Below are 18,112 nucleotides of genomic sequence, written 5' to 3'. Positions count from 1 at the left end.
CGAGGCGCGAGACGAAACGCGGCATCCCTGCGGACCTGGTCCGACGGGTGCCGCCTTTCGTCTCGGTCGGCTCCGCCGTCCTCGCTCAACGGTCGGCGGTCTCTGCGCGTCCTCGCTCGATGGCCCCCGAGGGATCCGGTCTCGTCCCTTCGATCGATCTTTCGCTCAACCTTGTGCACGATGGCAGGCGGCGCCCGCGCCGGTGGACTGGAGGCATGGCAGATTCCGTCGCGCGCTCGCGCCTCTCCGATGCTCTGACCTCGCGCCGCGGCGCGTGGATCTCGCTCGGGTTCGTCCTCCTTCTCATGGTCCTGCTGTTCGGTGCGTTCGGCTCGGCCAAAGCGCCGGGCGGCAACGCGCAGGCGCCCGCCGGATCCGAGTCGACCCGGGTCTCCGAGCTCCTGAAGACCTTCCCCGACGCGGATCGGCAGTCGGTGCTCGTCGTGGCCTCTCGGACGGACGGCGCCACGCTGTCCGATGCGGACCTGGCGGGACTGAAGGATCTGGTCCCGGTCCTGGGCGCCCGCGCGGCCGCCGATCCGTCAGGACCCGTGGTCAGCGATGACAAGAAGGCCGCCGTGATCATCACCCCGATCACCGCGTCGGAGGCCAACGCCGAGAATGCGAAGACGATCGCGGCGCTGCGCTCCGATGTCACGGCGCACGCACCGGACGGTCTCACCCTGCAGGTCACCGGAGGTCCCGCGTTCGGCGCCGACGTCGCCTCCGCTTTCGAAGGCGCCGACTTCACCCTGCTGATCGTCACGATCCTCATCGTCGCGGTCCTGCTCATCGCGACCTACCGCTCGCCGATCCTGTGGCTGATCCCGCTCGTGGTCGTGGCGCTCGCGGACGGGCTCGCGGGACGGATGACCGCGGCGGCCGGATCCGCGTGGGGCCTGCAGTTCGACGCGGGCATCATCAGCGTGCTGGTGTTCGGCGCCGGCACGAACTACGCGCTGCTGCTGATCTCGCGCTATCGCGAGGAGCTGCAGCAGGAGGTGGATCACCGGCGGGCGCTCAGCACCGCCTGGCGGAAGACGGCGCCCGCGATCCTCGCTTCGAACGTCACGGTGGTGCTGGCACTGCTGACGCTCGTGCTGGCCGTGATCCCGGGGACCCACGGGCTCGGGATCTCCTCCGCGATCGGGCTGCTGATCGCGCTCGCCTCGGTCCTGTTCCTGTTGCCGCCGATCCTCGCGGTGTGCGGCCGGAAGGTGTTCTGGCCGTTCGTGCCGCGCCCGGGCGATGAGCGCCGGCAGGGACGGGTCTGGCGCGGAATCGCCGGCGGCGTGGTGAAGCGTCCGGTCCTGAGCCTGCTCGCGGGTGGAGCGCTGCTGGCGGTGATGGCCGCGGGGCTGTTCGGCACCGCGGTCGGGCTCGATCAGGTGGAGAAGTTCCGGGTGCCGTCGGAGTCGGCGGCGGGGCTCGAGGTGTTCTCGGCGCACTTCCCTGCGGGCGAGGCGCAGCCGATCCTGATCGTCGCCGATACGGCGCAGGCTCAGGACGTGGTCGCCGCGGCGAAGGACGTCGAGGGGGTGGTGCGCGTGCAACCGGTCGGCGCCACGGGGGACGGCGACCTGACGAAGATCATGGTGACGAGCGAGTACGCGCCGAGCACGGGGAAGAGCCTGAGCCAGATCACCGAGCTGCGCGATGCCGTGCACGCCGTTCCGGATGGGCACGCCCTCGTGGGCGGGGCGGTCGCGACCGACCTCGACGCCCGCACCGGCAATCAGCAGGATCTGCTGCTCATCGCGCCCCTCGTGCTGCTCGTGAGCTTCCTCGTGCTGCTGATCCTGTTGCGTTCGGTCGTCGCCCCGGTGCTGCTGCTCGTTGTGAACCTCGCCAGCGCGCTCGCCGCGATCGGCGCCGGCGCGTGGCTGAGCCGCGTGCTGTTCGGGCAGCACGCGCTCGATCTGCAGGTGCCGCTGCTGGCGTTCCTGTTCCTCGTCGCGCTGGGCATCGACTACACGATCTTCCTCGTGCACCGCGCCCGTGCCGAGGCCGCGGACCGCGGCACTAGACAGGGCATGGTCGAGGCGATCGCGCACACCGGCGGCGTGATCACGAGCGCGGGCATCGTGCTGGCGGCGGTGTTCGCCGCCCTCGGAGTGCTGCCGCTGGTGACGCTCGGCCAGCTCGGCCTGATCGTCGGGGTCGGCGTGATCGTCGACACGCTCGTGGTGCGCACGGTGATCGTGCCGGCGATCTTCGCGCTCGTCGGCGATCGGATCTGGTGGCCCGGTCGGCTGCGCCGCTCCTCACGGACGACGGCGGCCGAGGCCGATGCCCCGGATCCGGATCCCGACCTGGATCTCGTCACCGCTCCTCGGGGTCGTTGAGCGAGCAGCGACGAAGGAGCAGCGAGACGAAACGCGGTGCCCCGAGGAGGGTGCCGCGTTTCGTCTCGGGTGTTGCGATTCCTGGCTCGACCACCTCAGATGCGCGGACGGCGTCAGACGGCGGGCAGCCACAGTGTCATCCGCACCCCGTCTTCGGGCAGGTGCAGCACCTCGTAACGGCGGGCGATGACGGTGCCGTCGGCGGCGCGGACATGGGTGATGTCGCCGCGTCGGCGCTGTACGAGATGGCCGCTCCACCATTCCCGGAACAGGGGGCTGGAGGCGCTCAGTTCGTCGACGAGCGCGACGAGCTGCGGATCCTGCAGGTCGCCCACGTTGGCGGCGCGCAGGTGCGCGACCGCGCCGCGGGCCAGTTCCTCCCACTCGACGAACGTCTCGCGGGCGCGCGGGTCGAGCAGCAGGGAACGGCAGGTGTTGCGCTGGGCCGGGGGCAGATCGGCGAGCCCCTCGTGCAGCGCGAGCCCCTCGGGATTGGCCGCGACGACCGTGCTGAGCCGGTCCAGCACGTACGCGGGGTTCGGGCGCACGGCGTCGACCAGCATCGTCATGCGCGCCACGAGTGCGTCGTCGACGGCGGGCGCGTCCGCGGGCTCGGGACGCGTCGTGCCGGGATGGGCGTCGCGCAGCCGATGGAGGTGGTCGGTCGCGTCCGGATCCAGCTGCAGGGCGCGGGCGAGCGCATCGAGCACGGCGTCGCTGGGATGCTTCTCGCGCCCCTGCTCCAGCCGGGTGTAGTAGTCGGCGCTGATGCCCGCGGCGGTCGCGACCTCCTCGCGCCGCAGGCCCGTGGTGCGGCGGCGCCCGCCGGCCCTCGACGCCTCGGTCTGCAGGCGGGCGTCGGTGCGCCGGGCGCGGAGGAAGTCGCCGAGAGCGTTCGACATCCGCAGCCTCCTGGATCCTCGAGTGAACGGGCGCCGTCGAACGAGGGTGCGGCGCTCCTAGGAAGACTACGGTCTTCCCCATGACGCACCGAACCGGAACGCTGGGGATCCAGAACACCTGAGAGCCGAGGAGACCCGATGCCCGCCTACACACACGGACACCACGATTCGGTGCTGCGATCGCACCGCTGGCGCACGGCGGAGAACTCGGCCGCGTACCTACTGCCGCACCTGCGTCCGACGGATCGACTGCTCGACGTCGGGGCCGGCCCCGGCACGATCACCGCGGATCTGGCGGGGCGGGTGGCCGAGGTCGTGGCCACGGAGATCGGGGCGGAGGAGCTCCAGCTCAGTCGCACCACCGCGGCTGAGCGCGGCGTGACCAACATCGAATTCCGCGTCGCCGACGTACACGCCCTGGACTTCCCGGACGACAGCTTCGACGTGACGCATGCCCACCAGGTGCTGCAGCATATCGCCGACCCGGTGCAGGCGCTGCGCGAGCTCGCCCGCGTCACCCGGCCGGGCGGGATCGTCGCCGTGCGTGACAGCGACTACGGCGGCTTCCGCTGGTGGCCCGCGGTGCCGGCGTTGGACACCTGGCTCGATCTCTACTGCACCGCGGCCCACGCGAACGCGGGCCGGCCGGACGCCGGTCGTCGGCTGCTCTCCTGGGCGCACGCGGCGGGGATCGCCGACGTCACGGCCACATCGAGCACCTGGTGCTACGCGAATGCCGAGGACCGCGCGTGGTGGGGCGGCATGTGGGCGGACCGGATCCTCGATTCCGCGATCGCACGCCAGCTCCTGGACGCGGGGGCGGCGACCCCCGAAGACCTGCAGCGCGTCAGCGACGGCTGGCGCGAGTGGGCCGCGAGCGACGACGGCTGGCTCTCGGTGCTGCACGGCGAGATCCTCTGCCGCGTCTGACCCGGGAGGCACGGCCCCGTCGTCCGCGGTGGTGGACCGCGCCCGGTTCAGCCGTCTGCGTCGGCTTTAGCGGATGACACGGCGGCCGGCCGCTCCGGCTGGTGCGTCGCCGCCCAGGAGGCGAGCAGGGCGAGCCGCTCGGCCGAGGGCGACGCGGGCTCGGCCGTGTAGACGAGGAGGACGTTGCCGGGCTCCGCGGTGATCGCGAGCTCCTCGTAGGCGAGAGTCAGCTCGCCCACGACCGGGTGGTGGAAGCGCTTCGTGCCGGCGCCGTGGCGGCGCACGTCGTGGGCGGCCCAGAGGCGGCGGAACACCTCGCTGCGCGTGGACAGTTCGCCGACGAGTTCCTGCAGCGCGGTGTCGTGCGGATCCCGTCCGGCCTCCGCGCGCATCACACCGACGCACATGTGGGCGAACAGGTCCCAATCGGGGTAGAAGTCGCGCGCGGCCGGATCCAGGAACTGGAAGCGCGCGAGATTCGGCGTGCGCCCGCCGTCGCCGATCACGGGCGAGTAGAACGCCCGCCCCAGGGCGTTGGTGGCGAGCAGGTTCTGCCGGGGATCTCGGACGAACGCCACCCCGTCGGTGATGGAGGACAGCGCCCATTGCAGGCTCGGACGCAGGGGCGCCGCTCGGCCGCTCCCGCGGCGCCGTGCCCGGCCGCTCGTGGGGATGCCGTCGGCAGCGCGAGCGAGGTCGAGGAGGTGGGCGCGTTCGGCGTCGTCGAGTTGCAGCGCCTCCGCGAGCGCGTCGAGCACCGCTGCCGAGGCGCCGGCGATCGCACCGCGTTCGAGCTTGGCGTAGTACTCGACGCTCACGCCGGCGAGCGCGGCGACCTCACTGCGGCGTAGGCCCTGCACGCGACGGTTCGTTCCTGCAGCAAGCCCTGCGGCTTCCGGAGAGACGCGGGCGCGGCGAGTCATGAGGAACTCGCGCACCTCGGCTCTGTTGTCCATGCACAGCAGAGTAAGCCGATCGGGACGCCCGAGGGATGCCCTGCCGGTACACCCCTCGCCAGGGACTCCCGCGGGCGGAGGCCGAGGCGCAGAGTGGTCACCATGAACCGCACCGCCACAGGATCCGCTGCGCAGCCCGCGGTCTCGAGACTGTTGCCGTCGCTCCTGCTTCTGCTGACCGTGTTCGGCCCCATCTCGATGGACCTCTACCTGCCGGCCCTCCCCGCCCTCACCCGGGAGCTCGGCGCCGACACCTCGGTCGCCCAGCTGACCGTGACCGCGTGCCTCATCGGGCTCGCACTCGGGCAGCTGATCGCAGGCCCGCTCTCGGACCGGTACGGGCGCCGGGGGATCCTGCTGATCGGGATCGCCGCGTACATCGCGACCTCGGCCCTGTGTGCCGCTTCGCCGACGATCGGTCTGCTGATCGCGGCCCGCCTCGTGCAGGGGCTCACGGGCGGCGTGGGCATCGTGATCGCGCAGGCCGCGGGCCGCGACGTGTACGCCGGGGGCGCTCTCATCCGCTTCTACGGCCGGCTCACCGTGATCGGCGGATTCGCCGCGATCGTCGGCCCGCTGCTGGGCGGTGTACTGAACACCGTCGCCGACTGGCGCGGGCTGTTCCTGTTCCTCGCCGCGATCGGATCCGCGATCCTGCTGATCACGCTGTTCGCGTTCCGGGAGACCCTCCCCGCCGCGCACCGCACCGTCGGTGGGCTGGGGCGCACGCTGCATGACTTCCGCACACTGCTCGCCGACCGGATCTTCCTCGGGGCGGTGCTGAACCAGGGCTTCCTGTACGCAGCGCTGTTCGCCTACCTCGCCGGTGCGACCTTCGTGCTGCAGGATATCTACGGTCTGTCCCCGCAGGCCTATGCCGTGGCGTTCGGGGCGAACTCGGCCGGGTTCATGGTGTTCGGCCATCTCGCCGGCCGCGCCGCCGAGCGTTGGAGCGTGCGCGGCACACTCACCACAGGCGTCGGGATCGCCGGGGTCGGCGCGCTCGGACTGCTCGTCTCGGGGATCGCGCCCATGCCGCTCTGGGGCGTGCTCGTCGCGCTGTTCGCGCTCGCGAGCGGTGTCGCGACCGCCTCTCCGCCGGCCACGACCCTCGCGCTCGTGGAGTATCCGCAGATCGCCGGCACGGCCTCGTCGCTGCTCGGCATGGTCCGCTTCGGGTTCGGCGGCGTCGCCGCGCCTCTCGTCGGGGTCGCCGGCGCCCGCAGCATCCTGCCGCTCGGCGCGGTCACGGTGACCGCGACCGTCCTCGCGGCCATCGCGCTCGCAGTGCTCGCCCGATCCCGGCAGGCCGCCTCGGGCATCGCACCAACCACCACGGCCACCGTCACCACTGCACACTGAGGAGAGAGCATCATGCGTGGAGTCGTCATGCACGCCCCCGGAGACGTCCGGACCGAAGAGCTCGAGAAGCCCGTCATCGTCTCACCGACCGACGCGATCATCCGCGTCACCGCCACCTGCATCTGCGGATCTGATCTGTGGCCCTACCGCGGAGCCGAGCCGATCCGCGCGGGCGGGCAGCGGATGGGCCACGAGTACGCCGGGGTCGTCGAGTCCGTCGGTGAGGCCGTCACCCGTATCCGGCCCGGTGACTACGTCGTCGGATCCTTCGTCGCCAGTGACAACACCTGCGAGATCTGCGCGGCCGGCTACCAATCGCGCTGCGTGCACCAGGTGATGATGGGCTCGGTCGGAACCCAGGCGCAGTACGCCCGGATTCCACTCGCCGACGGCACGCTCGTCGTGACGCCGGGGGAGCCGCCCGCCGAACTCGTCCCCTCGCTGCTCGCGGCTTCGGATGTTCTGGGCACAGGCTGGTTCGCCGCGGTCGCCGCCGAGGCGGGCCCGGGCAAGACCGTCGCGGTGGTCGGGGACGGTGCGGTCGGACTGCTCGGCGTGCTCGCCGCGAAGCAGCTCGGTGCGGAGCGGATCATCGCGATGTCCCGCCATGCCGATCGGCAGGCGCTCGCCCGCAGCTTCGGTGCGACCGACATCGTCGAAGAGCGCGGCGAAGAGGGCGTCGCCCGGATCAGGGAGCTCACGGGCGGGATCGGGGCGCACTCCACGATCGAGGCCGTCGGCACCCAGGAGCCGATGGAGCAGGCGATCCGCGCCACGCGCGCCGGCGGGCACATCGGATTCGTGGGGGTGTCCCATGATGTCGCACTCGACGGTGCGGAGGTCTTCTTCTCCAGCGTGCACCTGCACGGCGGGCCGGCGCCGGTGCGCCGCTTCCTGCCGGAGCTCGTCGATCTGATCTTCCAGCGGCGCATCGATCCTGGTGCGGTCTTCGACCTGACGCTGTCGATCGAAGACGCGGCGGAGGGGTACCGCGCGATGGACGAGCGCCGCGCCACCAAAGTGCTGCTGACGACCGACTGAGCGCATCGCCCGGCCGCCGAACCGACAACGAGAGCAAGGAGCGCGAGATGGACATCGAACCCGCCGTTCCCACGACCAAGAACCCGCCGGAGCAGTTCCACGGCGACGTTTGGCTGGACCGCATCGCCGCGCCGCACGATGCCGACCAGCGCATGACGGTCGCCCTGGTGCGCTTCGCCCCCGGTGCGCGCACCGCCTGGCACTCGCACGCGCGAGGGCAGTACCTCCGGGTGACCAGCGGGGTCGCGCTCGTGGGCGATCGTGGCGGGAACATCATCGAACTGCGACCGGGACAGACGCTCTACACTCCGCCGGGGCAGGACCATTGGCACGGCGCCGCGCCGGACTGCTTCATGGAGCACCTTGCGATGCTCGAAGCAGGAGACGATCCCGCCAGGACCACCGTCTGGAAGGAGCACGTCACCGACGCGGAGTACGCGGGGCGCAGCGCGGGGTGAGCTCCGAAGGTCAGCGCGTCGCCGGCACCTGCAGCAGGCGGTCGTCACCGTCGCGCGGCGAGCCGCGCCCGTCGGTGTTGTTCGTGAGCACCCAGAGGGCGCCGTTGGGGGCCGCCACCACGTCTCGCAGCCGGCCGAAGTCGCCGGCGTAGGCGGCCCGCGGCTGCGGATCGGGCGATCTCGTGTCGAGCGTCCACAGCCGCTCGCCGCGCAGGCCAGCGATGTAGACGACGTCCCCGACGATCGCGATGCCGCTCGGGCTGGCCTCCGAAGGACGCCACGTCACGACGGGGTCGATCGCGTCGGCGGCGCCCGCGCGGCCCTCGTGGTCGGGCCAGCCGTAGTCCCCGCCGGGCTGGATGCGATTCAGCTCGTCCCAGGTGTCCTGTCCGAACTCGCTCGCCCAGAGCGTGCCGGCGCTGTCCCAGGCCAGCCCCTGCACGTTGCGGTGCCCGAGGCTGTAGACCGCGGTGTCGAACGGGTTGCCGGGGGCGGGCCGCCCCTCCGGAGTGAGTCGCAGGATCTTGCCGCCGAGGTAGTCCCGGTCCCTGGCGCGGTCGCGTTGCCCGGCGTCGCCGGTGCCGACGTAGAGCATGCCGTCGGGGCCGAAGGCGATCCTGCCGCCGTCGTGGTTCGCGGCGCGGGGGATGCCCGTGAACACGTCCTCTGCGGTCGCCGGATCGAACCGCAGCGCGGCGGCGTCGCCGGTGAGCCGCAGCCGCACCACGCGGTTGTCGTCGGCGGTCGCGTGATACGCGTACAGCCACCTGGTGCCACCGTCGTCGTGGATCGCGAGCCCGTTCAGTCCCGCCTCCCCGCCGGAGACCACGCCGGGAACCGTGCCGACGTCGCGCAGCCCTCCCGTGGGGGTCCACTCCCGCACCCGCCCGTCGCCTCGCTGCGAAATGAGCGCCCCGGATCCGATCGGCACGACCGACCACGGCGCTGTCAGTCCGGTGGCCAGGACGGAGGGTGCGGTCGGGGCGGACGTCGCCGGCGACGAAGAGCCCGCGTGTTCGGCCGGGGTGCCCGTCACCGTCGGCGCGGTAAACGGCGCGCAGGCGGTCAGCGCGATCGCGAGCGCGAGCGCAGCGACGATGCATCCGGAGCGCGTTCCCGTGCTCCTCGCGGGCGCGTACATGATCACCTCCGATGTCGGTGCGTCCTCTCAGGATCCCCGGCGTCCGGGATTCCCGCCAGGTCTGCGCTGCGAGTGGCTCAGGTCGCGTCCCACAGGTCGCGGTAGTACGCGAGACGTTCACCATCCGGATCCACGCCGTACGCCTCGATGAGCAGATCCTCGTATCCGGGCCCGTAGTTCCACGCCGTGCTCATCGAGGCCACCGCGATGTCGGCCCAGCGGTCGGCGGCGCCGAGGGCCGCGAGGTCGACGTGCGCGATGCCCCGACCGGCGTCGTCCAGCAGCGTGTTCGGCACGCACGCGTCGCCGTGGCAGACGACGAGACGGTCGATCGCCGGTGCTGCGTGCAGCCGCCCCGGCACGACGATCCCGCGCTCCGCGGCATTCGCGATCCGATCCTCGACGCCCCAGCTCCACGGGCATTCCGCGACGGGCAGCGCATCGTGCAGCTGCCGCAGTGCGGCTCCGACCGCGCGCACGGCCGCCTCGGGCCGGGCGATCCAGACCGGATCCACGGCGCTGCGGCCCGGGATCGCCGACGTCACGAGCCATTCGTGCGTGCCGTCCTCGCCCTGGTCCTGGACGTGCGGCACGAGTGTCCAGGTGCTCGCCCAGCGCATCCGCTCCGCCTCGGCTCGCATCGACGCCTCGAGGTGTCGCGGGCCCCATTTGACGTACCGTCCGTCGTCGGTGCGGAACGTGAGCCCCCCGATCCCGTTCTCCCACACGGGGGTGAGCGCGGCGGATCCGGCCAGCTCGCGCACGCGCTCGGGAACGGTCACGTCGTCGACGGGGATGCTCATGGATCCATCCTGCCCGGCGAGAGGAGAGGGGAGCCGGCATCGCCGACTCCCCTCGGGATCACGCCTTGTCGTCCTGGTCTGCGTCGATCAGGCCGAGCGGCTGCGTCCGCGCGATGCGACTCAGGGCGCCCGGCGACCCGTGACCGAGCGCAGCAGCCAAGCGATCACAGCGAGGACGAGCAGCACCAGTCCGACCCAGAGCAGGAAGTTCAGGGACTGCACGAGACCACCGGTGATGGCCAGGATGATGGCCACGATGATGATGATGACGAAGAGGATGTTCATGACGGACTCCTTCCACGTGTCGCTGGTGCGACCGCTGACTCACCGTAGGCGGTGACGGGAGCCGTCGCACAGGGGCTTGACGACGAGGGGTCAGGGATGGCAGGAGCGGCGTCTCAGGTCGACCCGTCCGCGAGTGGTCGACCTGACGGGGCATTGCTCACGGCCTCCAGCACGTCGGCGACGGAGCCGTAGCGGATCCGCTCGGTGACCGGCCGCAGCCAGACCACCTCGACCTGCTCCACCGAGACGCGGGTCACGCAGGCGACGGTGTGCCGCGCGTCCGTGCGGTCGAAGCTGTCGTCCAGGATCAGCCATTCGTTCTCCGTGAGCCGGCGCATCTCGAAGCGCGTGGGTGTCATCATCGACATCTCGCTTCCTTTCGTCCACGGATGAGGTTGAGCGCTGCATCGGTCGACGTCACGGCTCTTGACAGCCCAGGTGGTGGAGGGCTATTGACAGCGGGGCGGAGGGGGCCTGCGCGGTCGGTTGCGGGGAGACGGCCAACGGCCACTAGACATCTCGGCCGCGAACGTCAAGCCCCTCGTGGCGCCGGTCCGTGCTGCCTAGCGTGCCGGGCATGAGCTACAGCATGACCGACCCCCGCATCAAGTACCCGCCACCCCGCGATCCGCCGGATCCGCACAACGACCAGCCCGGGCTGCTGGCGGAGACGGAACCTCGGCCGGACCACGGCGAGGAGAGCTATCGCGGCTCGGCGCGTCTGCCAGGCCGGCATGCGCTGATCACCGGCGGTGACTCGGGGATCGGCCGGGCGGTGGCGATCGCGTTCGCACGCGAGGGCGCCGATGTCGCGCTCAGCTATCTGCCCGAGGAGCAGGCGGACGCTGAGGAGACCGCGGACTGGGTCCGCAAGGCCGGCCGGATGGTCGCGCTGCTCCCGGGGGATCTGACGGACGAGCAGGTGTGCGCGGATCTGGTCGCGGATGCCGCGGAGAGTCTCGACGGCCTCGACATCCTCGTGCTCAATGCCGGATATCAGCGCAGTCGAGGGGAGATCGAGGAGATCCCGCCGGAGGAATTCGACAAGGTCATGCACACCAACCTGTATGCACCGTTCTGGCTCGCCCAGGCCGCACTGCCCCATCTGCGCCCGGGGTCCTCGATCATCGCGACCACGTCGATCCAGGGCTACGATCCGTCCCCCGCGCTGTTCGACTACGCGCTGACGAAAGCGGCTCTGGTGGCCTTCGTGCAGATGCTCGCCGAGCAGCAGGGTCCTCACGGGATCAGAGTCAACGGCGTCGCACCGGGACCCATCTGGACGCCGCTCATCCCGGCGACGGGCTGGCCGGACAAACTGCCGGCGTTCGGAGAGGACACCCCCCTCGGGCGCGCGGGTCAGCCCGCGGAGCTCGCGGGTGCCTATGTGTTCCTCGCCTCCGAGGATGCGTCGTACGTCTCCGGCGGCATCATCCCCGTCACGGGCGGACGCCACCTCTGACCTCCAGCAGTCGCAGGACCGAGCCCACGACGAGACCGAATTCGAAAGGAGTGACGTCATGAACGAGACGGAAGCCCACCCCGACAGTACGACTCACGCGGGCTGGGGCGCCGGGCGGCCGCGGCTGCTCGTCGCATCGGCCACCACCAGGTTCGTGTTCGACATCCCGGACGACGGCGTCACGATCGGCTCGGCTCAGGACGCCGGCCTGCGGCTTCCGGACACGGATCCGGTGCACGCCGTCATCCGCCACGACTCCCACGACGAATACGCACTCGACATGCGAGGACCGGGGGAGACGAGCGCGAACGTGCAGAAGTCGGCCGAGGAGGAGCGCAGGGACGTCGAGGTCCTGCGCACGGGCGCGCGCTTCAGCCTCGGCCCGTGGCGACTCGTGTTCATGCGCGAGGAGTTCGCCGACCACGGGCGCCCGTTCGGAGGGCGCGAGGGAGGGGAGTTCTCCGATCAGCAGGAGCAGCCGGACCGGCCCGACTACCCGCGGCGCTCGTCGCAGGCACGGGACGCGGCACGGCAGGAAGCCATGGCCGTGCAGCGCGACGTCGAGGAGCGGCGCGACGTCGAACGCTAGTCCACCATCTCCTGCTGCGTGCGGATGAACGTGCGGTCGCCGTCGCTGAGCCGCGCCGACGGATCCACGGTCTCCCCGACGATCCGCTCGATCTCCTCGCGGACGTCATCGGGAACGACCCCGTCGTCCTGCTCCTCCAGCCTCTTCTTCGACCGGGCGGACAGGTGAGGCCACCACTTGTGCACCTCGGGCAGCAGATGGATCTCGGGAAACATGAGCTCCTCCTTCATCGGCGGGCATCGGAGACCACCCCGTGTCCGCGGCGCGGACCGGGAGGGTCCGCATGCGACCACGGTAGGCATCGGCCTGTGGCGGCGCCTGGGGGTTCCGGTCGCGGCAGCGGAGACTTATCATCCTCTGTGCGTGGGTGTCGAGGGGGTCCCGGCGATCGGCCGCACGGACGATGATGTGAGGTGGGTCCGATGTGCGGACAAGCGTCGAGGAGGCAGCGAACCAGATGGGCAGATTCAGCTATGAGGGGCAGACGCACGCGGATCTCGACGACCGCGCGCTGGCCCACGTGCAGATGGTGATCGCCAACAAGCTCCGACGCGGCGAGCCGTTCTACTTCACCTGGAAGGACGACCCGAGCATCGGGCACGGGCGCACCTCCGTCTGGATCCACCCGTCCTGCAACATGGTCTTCACCTATCACGGCGGGCGCCGCCCGCCCCTGAACCGGCTGTGGATCGAGGCGCTCAGCCAGCTGGCGAACACACCGGGCGGCCTCCGCCTCATCCCGGAGCCGACGCAGGTGGATGAGATGCAGATCGACGACAGCGGTCAGATCCAGTGACGATCCGCTGAAACGCCGGGGCGTCAGTCCGGCGGCTCGCCGGTGCCGGCCTCGCCCGTCTCGTCGTCGACTCGTCCCGGGTCGTCGCCGTGTTCGGGACTAGTCGGCGTCGCCGCAGCGCGCTCGCCGTACGGATCCTCGCCGGGCTTCGCATACGGATCGTCCGACTCGTCAGGCCGACGGTGCCCGGCGCTCGCCGCGTGCGGGTGTCGCCGCCCGCCCTGATGCGGATCCTCGTCGCCATGGGTGCCTTCCTCCTCGGCGCCTTCCGCGGCACGCTCACGGGCGGCGTCCTCGTCGGTCTGCTCGGGCTTCTCGGGCCGCGCGTGATGCACGTTCGGCGGCAGCAGCCCCTCATCCTCGATCTCGCTCATCGATCTCTCCTCTGCTGATCTCTGTCTCTCGGTCTCGACCCAGGGTCGGCGATCGCCGTGGTCACCGCGAGGGCCTTGACAACGGCGTCGCGTCGGCGTTGGACGGTTCGAGCCCGTGCTGCGCGCGACGCACGCGCGGATGGGCCGGCAGCGCCCACACCAAGGCCCCGACGATCAGCGCGACGCCACCCGCGGTGAGCGCGGCGAGACCTCCCAGTACGACATCGAAGACGAAGACGGCGACGCCGATGGCGAGCAGGGTCACGAGCACCAGGAGCGCGATGAGGATCCGCGAGCCGGTCGCGACGAGCCGTCGATCCGGGTCGCGCTCCGGGCGCTTGCGGTGCTGCACGACAGGAAGGAGGCCCAGCAGCGTCGCGATGCAGGCGAGGACGACCAATGCGAGATAGATGACGCGCGCATGTTCGGGAAGGCTCTTGAAGGTCGGCTGGAATGCGACGGACAACAGGAAGCCGGAGATGATCTGCGTCCCGGTCTGCGTGACCCGCAGTTCCTGCAGGATCCGTTCCCACCGCCTCGAGATGTCCTGCTGCGATGCTCCCGCGATCGTCGTCACCCGCGGACGGATCATGATCCCGTCACCAGGGCGAAGATGCCGACGGCGCCGGCGACGCACATGATGACGGCGGTGGCCCATCCGAGTACGCGCGCGATCGGGCCGTTGCGCTGCTTCCCCATCAGCTTTCCGTCGCCCGTCACGAACATCAGCACGATGACGAACGGGCCCGCGGCGATGGCATTGATGACGGCGGCGATCACGAGCAGGCCGATCGGATCGACGCCGACCAAGGCCAGGACGATCGCCGTGAGCAGGCTCACGAGCAGCAGGGCGTAGAACATCTTCGCCCGATGCGGCGGCCTGTCCAGACTCCAAGGGCGGTCCATCAGCGCCGCGAACCCGGCGGAACCGGATGCGGCGAGCACCGGAACGGCCAGCATCCCGGAGCCGATGAACCCGAGTGCGAACAGGATGGACGCGTAGTCGCCGGCGATCGGCTGGAGCGCCTGCGCAGCCTCCGCGGCGGAGGAGACCGCCTTGTGATGCGCCCCCAGCGTGGCGGCCGAGCCGACGATGATCGCGAACATGATGGCCACCGAGAACACCATCCCGGTGATGACATCGAGACGGCCGAGCAGCAGCATCCGGCGCGCCTTGGCCGGCGGGCGCTCATCGAGTCGGGGCGGATCATCGCGCTTGGCGCCTTTGCGCAGCATCTCCTCCCGTTCCTCGGTCTGCCAGAAGAACATGTACGGGCTGATGGTGGTGCCGAGTACGGCGGCCACGAGCGCGAGATAGCCCGTGTCCCAGCGGAACCCGATCCCGGCGAGGCCCGCTCCGACCGCGCGCCAGTCGACGTGCGCCACAACCAGCACAGCCACGTACGCGAAGAGCACCAGGCAGAGCCACTTGAAGATGCGGGCGATCCACTCGAACGAGCCCCGGACCACGATGAACCCGATCGCCACACCGACGATGAGCGACCACAGTGGTGCCGGCCCTGCATGCAGCAGTTGCATCCCCTGCCCGATCGCGACCAGGTCGGCGGCGGCGTTCACGCTGTTCGACACGAGCAGCGCTGCCAGCAGCACGGTGACCCAGGTGCGGGTGCCGCGGCGGAAGCGCTTGCGGATGAGGGCCCCGAAGGAGTCGCCGGTGGCGAGGGTCATCCGTTCGCATGCCTCCTGCACCACGATCATCAGCGGCAGTGTCAGGGGCACGGTCCACAGCAGGGCGGGCCCGTACTTGGCGCCGGCCTGCGCATAGGTGGCGATGCCGGAAGGATCGTCGTCGGCGGCGCCCGTGACGATGCCCGGTCCCAGCACGCGCAGCGCCCCCGCGATCCTTCCCGGCCTTTTCTTCTCCGCGTCGCTCGCCGTCTGCGTCGCGGCGTCCGGATCCGTCTCGGACCCGTGGTCCGTTCGGTGCCGGTCGGGGGCGTCGGCGCCCGTGTCGGAGCGATCTTCCATGACGGCAGAGTCGCCGCACACGTTCCTCGGCACCAGTGGGTTGACGGGGAGGTGTGCGTCGTGGCAACGCGCGGGCGACGTTTGTCAAGCCCGTGGTCCCGGAGTCGGGCCGCTTCGTAGCGTGGCCACCACGACCGAGCGCATCACGACCGAAGGAGACGACATGCCGCGTCAACCCGAGCTCAAGGATCCGGAGCTGTACGAGAAGCTGCGCGACGAGGGGAACTCGAAGGAGAAGGCGGCCCGTATCTCGAATGCGGCGGCCAGGGAGGGGCGTGGCGCCGTCGGCCGTCGCGGTGGCGAATCGGGCTCTTATGACGACTGGGCCGTCGACGATCTGCGCCGCCGCGCGAAGGAACTCGGCTTGCGCGGGTACTCCGGTAAGAGGAAGCAGGAGCTCATCCACATGCTGCGCGACCACTGAGGTTCGCGCACGCCCGGTCATGGGAGGCGAACGAGCCACTGCCGGTACAGCTCTGCGAGGGCGGGGATCCCGTGCTCGCGCGCCGCGCGTTGCAGAGTGGCACCGGTACGCGGGCGTTCGAGCATCGCTGTCGCGGCGCGCACTTCTTCGCCGCCGCGGAGGTGGGGGGTCACGCGCTCGATGAGCGCGTCGAGCACTTCCGACGCGGAGGCGAGACCTCCGGTTCCCGGGTGGACCAGGGTGTCACCGGTCCCGTGGCGAGCGGCGTGCCAGAGCGCCGCATCCCACGGTTCGCGGCCGTGGGGCAGGGTGCTGTCGTCGTGTGCGGCGTCCACGAGCGCCCTGATGACGATCGCCAGCGTGACGGACGAGGCCGCGTCCAACTGCACGTCGCACACTCTCACCTCGATCGTCGGGTAGACGGTGGACAGGCGCACGTTCCAGTTCAGGGCCCGCGCATCTGTGGTCGCGCCGATACCGATCAGTGCGGCGACGGTGCGGTCGTAGTCGTCGGTGTCGCGGAAGACCGGCGGGATTCCGTAGGTCGTCCACCGGCGGGAGTGGATCGCGCGCCAGCTGTCGTAGCCGGTGTCACGCCCGCTCCAGAACGGTGAGTTGCCGGACAATGCAAGCAAGACGGGCAGCCAGCCACGCAGGGCGTTGGAAGCGCGCACGCCGAGGTCTCGGTCGACGCCGACGTGCACGTGCAGCCCGCAGATCTGATGGTCGTTCGTCAATGAGGTGACCTCGGAAGCGATCTCGGCATAGCGCTCACCCTCGCTGACCGCACTGAGGGGACGACCTGACAGGGGTGTTCCCGTTCCGGCCGCGACCACGCCCGCGTCGGTGGCCCATCGGTCGAGGCGGCGGCGGAAGCCGATGAGCGCGTCGACGGCGTCGGACATCGTGGTGCATACCGGGGTCGCGTACTCGACCTGGGAGCGAAGGAACTCCGCGGCCACGGTGCCGTCCTGACGGCCGTCATCGAGCGCTGCGATCGCCTGTTGCGCAGTTTCGACGGGGGCGAGCGTCGCGGGGTCGAGAAGCATGAACTCCTCTTCGATTCCGAACGTGGTCGTCATCACTCGGACCTGAATCCCGCTGGTTTGTGCGTCCCGTCGCAGAAAGGCTTGATGGTGGACAGTCCGCAGCGGCACAGCGCGACGGTGCGTCGTCGTGTCGGGATCGGTGTACCGTCGGCCGCGATGAGTTCAACGCTGCCGCGCACGATCAGAGGCCCGTCCGGATACGGGCTGATCGTGGCTGGTGGGGGTTTCATGCGCTGGCCGCCGTGGTGCGGAGCGATGATCTGCCGTGCTGCCACTCATCCAGGATGTGGGCGCCGACGAGGCCGTCGACGGTGAGGCATGCGCGCGCACCGAACATGATCTCGGGAAGAGCCCCGGGCTGATCCTCGGCGAGGGCACCGGCCAGGTCATGCCCCGCGATCTGTTCGTGGACGGCGTCGGCTTCCACATGCTCGTCGAAGTAGTCGGTCACGTCATCACCGAACCCGAGTCGGCGCAGCCCGTCACCGTAAAACCGGTTCGGAATCGACGATGTCATCTCGAACGCTGCGAGATGACCGACGATCGCACCGAGCAGCCGCCGGTTGAGGCCGAACATCGACATCATGTTCAGCGAGCAGAGGGTGATCGCCGGCACCGCATCGACATAGCCTCCGTAGCGATCGTCGAGACCGGCGCCGCGCATCGCCTTCGCGAAGATCTCGGCGTGCACCCGCTCGGGCCGACCTCCGCCGTACTCGTCGGCCTGGATCTCCACGAGCGCGGCCTTCGCAGGACCGTTCAGGCGCGGAATCGCCCACGAATGCGGATCCGCCTCATGCAGCGTGTAGATCGAACGCTGGATCAGGAACTCCAGCGCCTGCTCCCTTGTGGCCTTCTTCGCCACGTAGCGTGCCAGGCTCGGTCCGGGGTCGGAGGAGGTCAGCGCGAAGAGCGACGACGCGACCGCGGTCCGAGAGCTTTCAGGAAGCGAGTCCACCACCGCGAGTGCTCGAAGCGCCGCCTCGAATGCATTTTCCAGAACGCGCCGCGCAGCGATGAGCCGCAGGTCCCATTCGAGGCGCGGGTCGCACGCCGGGAACGACCCGTACGCCGACGAGTAGAGCAGGAACAACGAGAGCTGTACCTCGTCGTCGCGGATGACGTCGTCGGCATCGGCAATGGCCTGTTCGGCAAGCTCGACGACATCGTCACTGCCATCCCTTCCGACGAGCGCATCCATCAAAG

Annotated in this window: 22 protein-coding genes; 9 read left to right on the top strand and 13 right to left on the bottom strand. The window is 70.4% G+C overall.

Annotated elements, in window-relative coordinates; all coding sequences use genetic code 11:
* Window positions 1-215: 215 nt before the first annotated feature.
* On the top strand, window positions 216-2,345 hold the full coding sequence (locus tag ACFWCK_RS13045; RefSeq protein WP_378806245.1) for an MMPL family transporter: 2,130 nt from the start codon (window positions 216-218) through the stop codon (window positions 2,343-2,345).
* A 113-nt stretch (window positions 2,346-2,458) separates the two neighbouring features.
* Here the strand turns inward: ACFWCK_RS13045 and ACFWCK_RS13040 are convergent, their stop codons facing one another.
* Entirely contained in the window at window positions 2,459-3,247 is a 789-nt protein-coding gene (locus ACFWCK_RS13040) for a helix-turn-helix transcriptional regulator (protein ID WP_378806243.1), read from the bottom strand.
* A gap of 138 nt (window positions 3,248-3,385) precedes the next feature.
* On the opposite strand from ACFWCK_RS13040, the gene ACFWCK_RS13035 reads away from it, so the two are divergent.
* On the top strand, window positions 3,386-4,177 hold the full coding sequence (locus tag ACFWCK_RS13035; protein ID WP_378806242.1) for a class I SAM-dependent methyltransferase: 792 nt from the start codon (window positions 3,386-3,388) through the stop codon (window positions 4,175-4,177).
* A 47-nt stretch (window positions 4,178-4,224) separates the two neighbouring features.
* Here ACFWCK_RS13035 and ACFWCK_RS13030 read toward each other — a convergent pair whose 3' ends face one another.
* Window positions 4,225-5,133: a helix-turn-helix domain-containing protein gene (locus ACFWCK_RS13030; protein ID WP_378806241.1), complete on the bottom strand. Its 909-nt coding sequence runs from the start codon at window positions 5,131-5,133 to the stop codon at window positions 4,225-4,227.
* Between the two features lie 102 nt (window positions 5,134-5,235).
* On the opposite strand from ACFWCK_RS13030, the gene ACFWCK_RS13025 reads away from it, so the two are divergent.
* Genes ACFWCK_RS13025 through ACFWCK_RS13015 form a run of 3 tightly spaced genes read left to right on the top strand, consistent with a single transcriptional unit; the run spans window position 5,236 to window position 7,994 of the window.
* Complete coding sequence (locus ACFWCK_RS13025; protein ID WP_378806240.1) at window positions 5,236-6,495, top strand: multidrug effflux MFS transporter; 1,260 nt, start codon at window positions 5,236-5,238, stop codon at window positions 6,493-6,495.
* Window positions 6,496-6,507: 12 nt separating this feature from the next.
* Entirely contained in the window at window positions 6,508-7,536 is a 1,029-nt protein-coding gene (locus ACFWCK_RS13020; protein ID WP_378806239.1) for a zinc-dependent alcohol dehydrogenase family protein, read from the top strand.
* Window positions 7,537-7,583: 47 nt separating this feature from the next.
* On the top strand, window positions 7,584-7,994 hold the full coding sequence (locus ACFWCK_RS13015; RefSeq protein WP_378806237.1) for a cupin domain-containing protein: 411 nt from the start codon (window positions 7,584-7,586) through the stop codon (window positions 7,992-7,994).
* Window positions 7,995-8,004: 10 nt separating this feature from the next.
* Here the strand turns inward: ACFWCK_RS13015 and ACFWCK_RS13010 are convergent, their stop codons facing one another.
* The 4 genes from ACFWCK_RS13010 to ACFWCK_RS12995 all read right to left on the bottom strand — a co-directional run bounded on the left by ACFWCK_RS13010 (window position 8,005) and on the right by ACFWCK_RS12995 (window position 10,591).
* The gene (locus tag ACFWCK_RS13010) at window positions 8,005-9,135 is read right to left on the bottom strand and encodes a PQQ-dependent sugar dehydrogenase (RefSeq protein WP_378806236.1); all 1,131 of its coding nucleotides are present in this window, start codon (window positions 9,133-9,135) and stop codon (window positions 8,005-8,007) included.
* 77 nt (window positions 9,136-9,212) lie between these two features.
* A complete protein-coding gene (locus ACFWCK_RS13005) occupies window positions 9,213-9,938 on the bottom strand; it encodes a phosphotransferase (RefSeq protein WP_378806235.1) in 726 nt (241 codons plus the stop codon).
* A 120-nt stretch (window positions 9,939-10,058) separates the two neighbouring features.
* Complete coding sequence (locus tag ACFWCK_RS13000) at window positions 10,059-10,223, bottom strand: hypothetical protein (protein WP_181158297.1); 165 nt, start codon at window positions 10,221-10,223, stop codon at window positions 10,059-10,061.
* Between the two features lie 113 nt (window positions 10,224-10,336).
* Entirely contained in the window at window positions 10,337-10,591 is a 255-nt protein-coding gene (locus tag ACFWCK_RS12995; protein ID WP_233312707.1) for a hypothetical protein, read from the bottom strand.
* Between the two features lie 209 nt (window positions 10,592-10,800).
* Between ACFWCK_RS12995 and ACFWCK_RS12990 the strand changes: the two genes are divergently transcribed.
* Entirely contained in the window at window positions 10,801-11,685 is an 885-nt protein-coding gene (locus tag ACFWCK_RS12990) for an SDR family oxidoreductase (RefSeq protein WP_378806234.1), read from the top strand.
* Between the two features lie 58 nt (window positions 11,686-11,743).
* On the top strand, window positions 11,744-12,274 hold the full coding sequence (locus tag ACFWCK_RS12985; RefSeq protein WP_378806233.1) for an FHA domain-containing protein: 531 nt from the start codon (window positions 11,744-11,746) through the stop codon (window positions 12,272-12,274).
* Here the strand turns inward: ACFWCK_RS12985 and ACFWCK_RS12980 are convergent.
* Entirely contained in the window at window positions 12,271-12,489 is a 219-nt protein-coding gene (locus tag ACFWCK_RS12980) for a hypothetical protein (protein ID WP_233312710.1), read from the bottom strand. The two genes, ACFWCK_RS12985 and ACFWCK_RS12980, sit on opposite strands and share 4 nt — an antisense overlap.
* Window positions 12,490-12,731: 242 nt before the next feature.
* Between ACFWCK_RS12980 and ACFWCK_RS12975 the strand changes: the two genes are divergently transcribed.
* Window positions 12,732-13,070, top strand: a complete 339-nt coding sequence (locus ACFWCK_RS12975; RefSeq protein WP_233312711.1) for an ATP-dependent DNA ligase — start codon at window positions 12,732-12,734, stop codon at window positions 13,068-13,070.
* A 23-nt stretch (window positions 13,071-13,093) separates the two neighbouring features.
* Here the strand turns inward: ACFWCK_RS12975 and ACFWCK_RS12970 are convergent, their stop codons facing one another.
* The 3 genes from ACFWCK_RS12970 to ACFWCK_RS12960 all read right to left on the bottom strand — a co-directional run bounded on the left by ACFWCK_RS12970 (window position 13,094) and on the right by ACFWCK_RS12960 (window position 15,433).
* Complete coding sequence (locus tag ACFWCK_RS12970) at window positions 13,094-13,444, bottom strand: hypothetical protein (protein ID WP_378806231.1); 351 nt, start codon at window positions 13,442-13,444, stop codon at window positions 13,094-13,096.
* A 61-nt stretch (window positions 13,445-13,505) separates the two neighbouring features.
* Window positions 13,506-14,021 carry a DUF6328 family protein gene (locus ACFWCK_RS12965; protein ID WP_378806229.1) on the bottom strand — a complete coding sequence of 172 codons (516 nt, stop codon included), beginning with the start codon at window positions 14,019-14,021 and terminating at the stop codon, window positions 13,506-13,508.
* An 11-nt stretch (window positions 14,022-14,032) separates the two neighbouring features.
* Window positions 14,033-15,433: an Nramp family divalent metal transporter gene (locus ACFWCK_RS12960; protein WP_378806228.1), complete on the bottom strand. Its 1,401-nt coding sequence runs from the start codon at window positions 15,431-15,433 to the stop codon at window positions 14,033-14,035.
* Window positions 15,434-15,596: 163 nt separating this feature from the next.
* Between ACFWCK_RS12960 and ACFWCK_RS12955 the strand changes: the two genes are divergently transcribed.
* A complete protein-coding gene (locus ACFWCK_RS12955) occupies window positions 15,597-15,857 on the top strand; it encodes a Rho termination factor N-terminal domain-containing protein (protein ID WP_378806750.1) in 261 nt (86 codons plus the stop codon).
* 17 nt (window positions 15,858-15,874) lie between these two features.
* Here ACFWCK_RS12955 and ACFWCK_RS12950 read toward each other — a convergent pair whose 3' ends face one another.
* Genes ACFWCK_RS12950 through ACFWCK_RS12940 form a run of 3 tightly spaced genes read right to left on the bottom strand, consistent with a single transcriptional unit; the run spans window position 15,875 to window position 18,107 of the window.
* Window positions 15,875-16,939 carry a YbdK family carboxylate-amine ligase gene (locus ACFWCK_RS12950; protein ID WP_378806227.1) on the bottom strand — a complete coding sequence of 355 codons (1,065 nt, stop codon included), beginning with the start codon at window positions 16,937-16,939 and terminating at the stop codon, window positions 15,875-15,877.
* Window positions 16,939-17,136 carry a CDGSH iron-sulfur domain-containing protein gene (locus ACFWCK_RS12945; protein WP_378806749.1) on the bottom strand — a complete coding sequence of 66 codons (198 nt, stop codon included), beginning with the start codon at window positions 17,134-17,136 and terminating at the stop codon, window positions 16,939-16,941. The genes ACFWCK_RS12950 and ACFWCK_RS12945 overlap by 1 nt, the downstream gene beginning before the upstream one ends.
* Complete coding sequence (locus tag ACFWCK_RS12940) at window positions 17,133-18,107, bottom strand: iron-containing redox enzyme family protein (RefSeq protein WP_378806226.1); 975 nt, start codon at window positions 18,105-18,107, stop codon at window positions 17,133-17,135. The genes ACFWCK_RS12945 and ACFWCK_RS12940 overlap by 4 nt, the downstream gene beginning before the upstream one ends.
* Window positions 18,108-18,112 lie beyond the last annotated feature (5 nt).

Origin of the sequence: Microbacterium sp. NPDC060117 (assembly GCF_042729315.1) — a bacterium.
GTDB lineage: Bacteria > Actinomycetota > Actinomycetes > Actinomycetales > Microbacteriaceae > Microbacterium.
The sequence above is the reverse complement of the archived record's forward strand: the minus strand, read 5'-3'. Positions and strand labels throughout refer to the sequence as shown.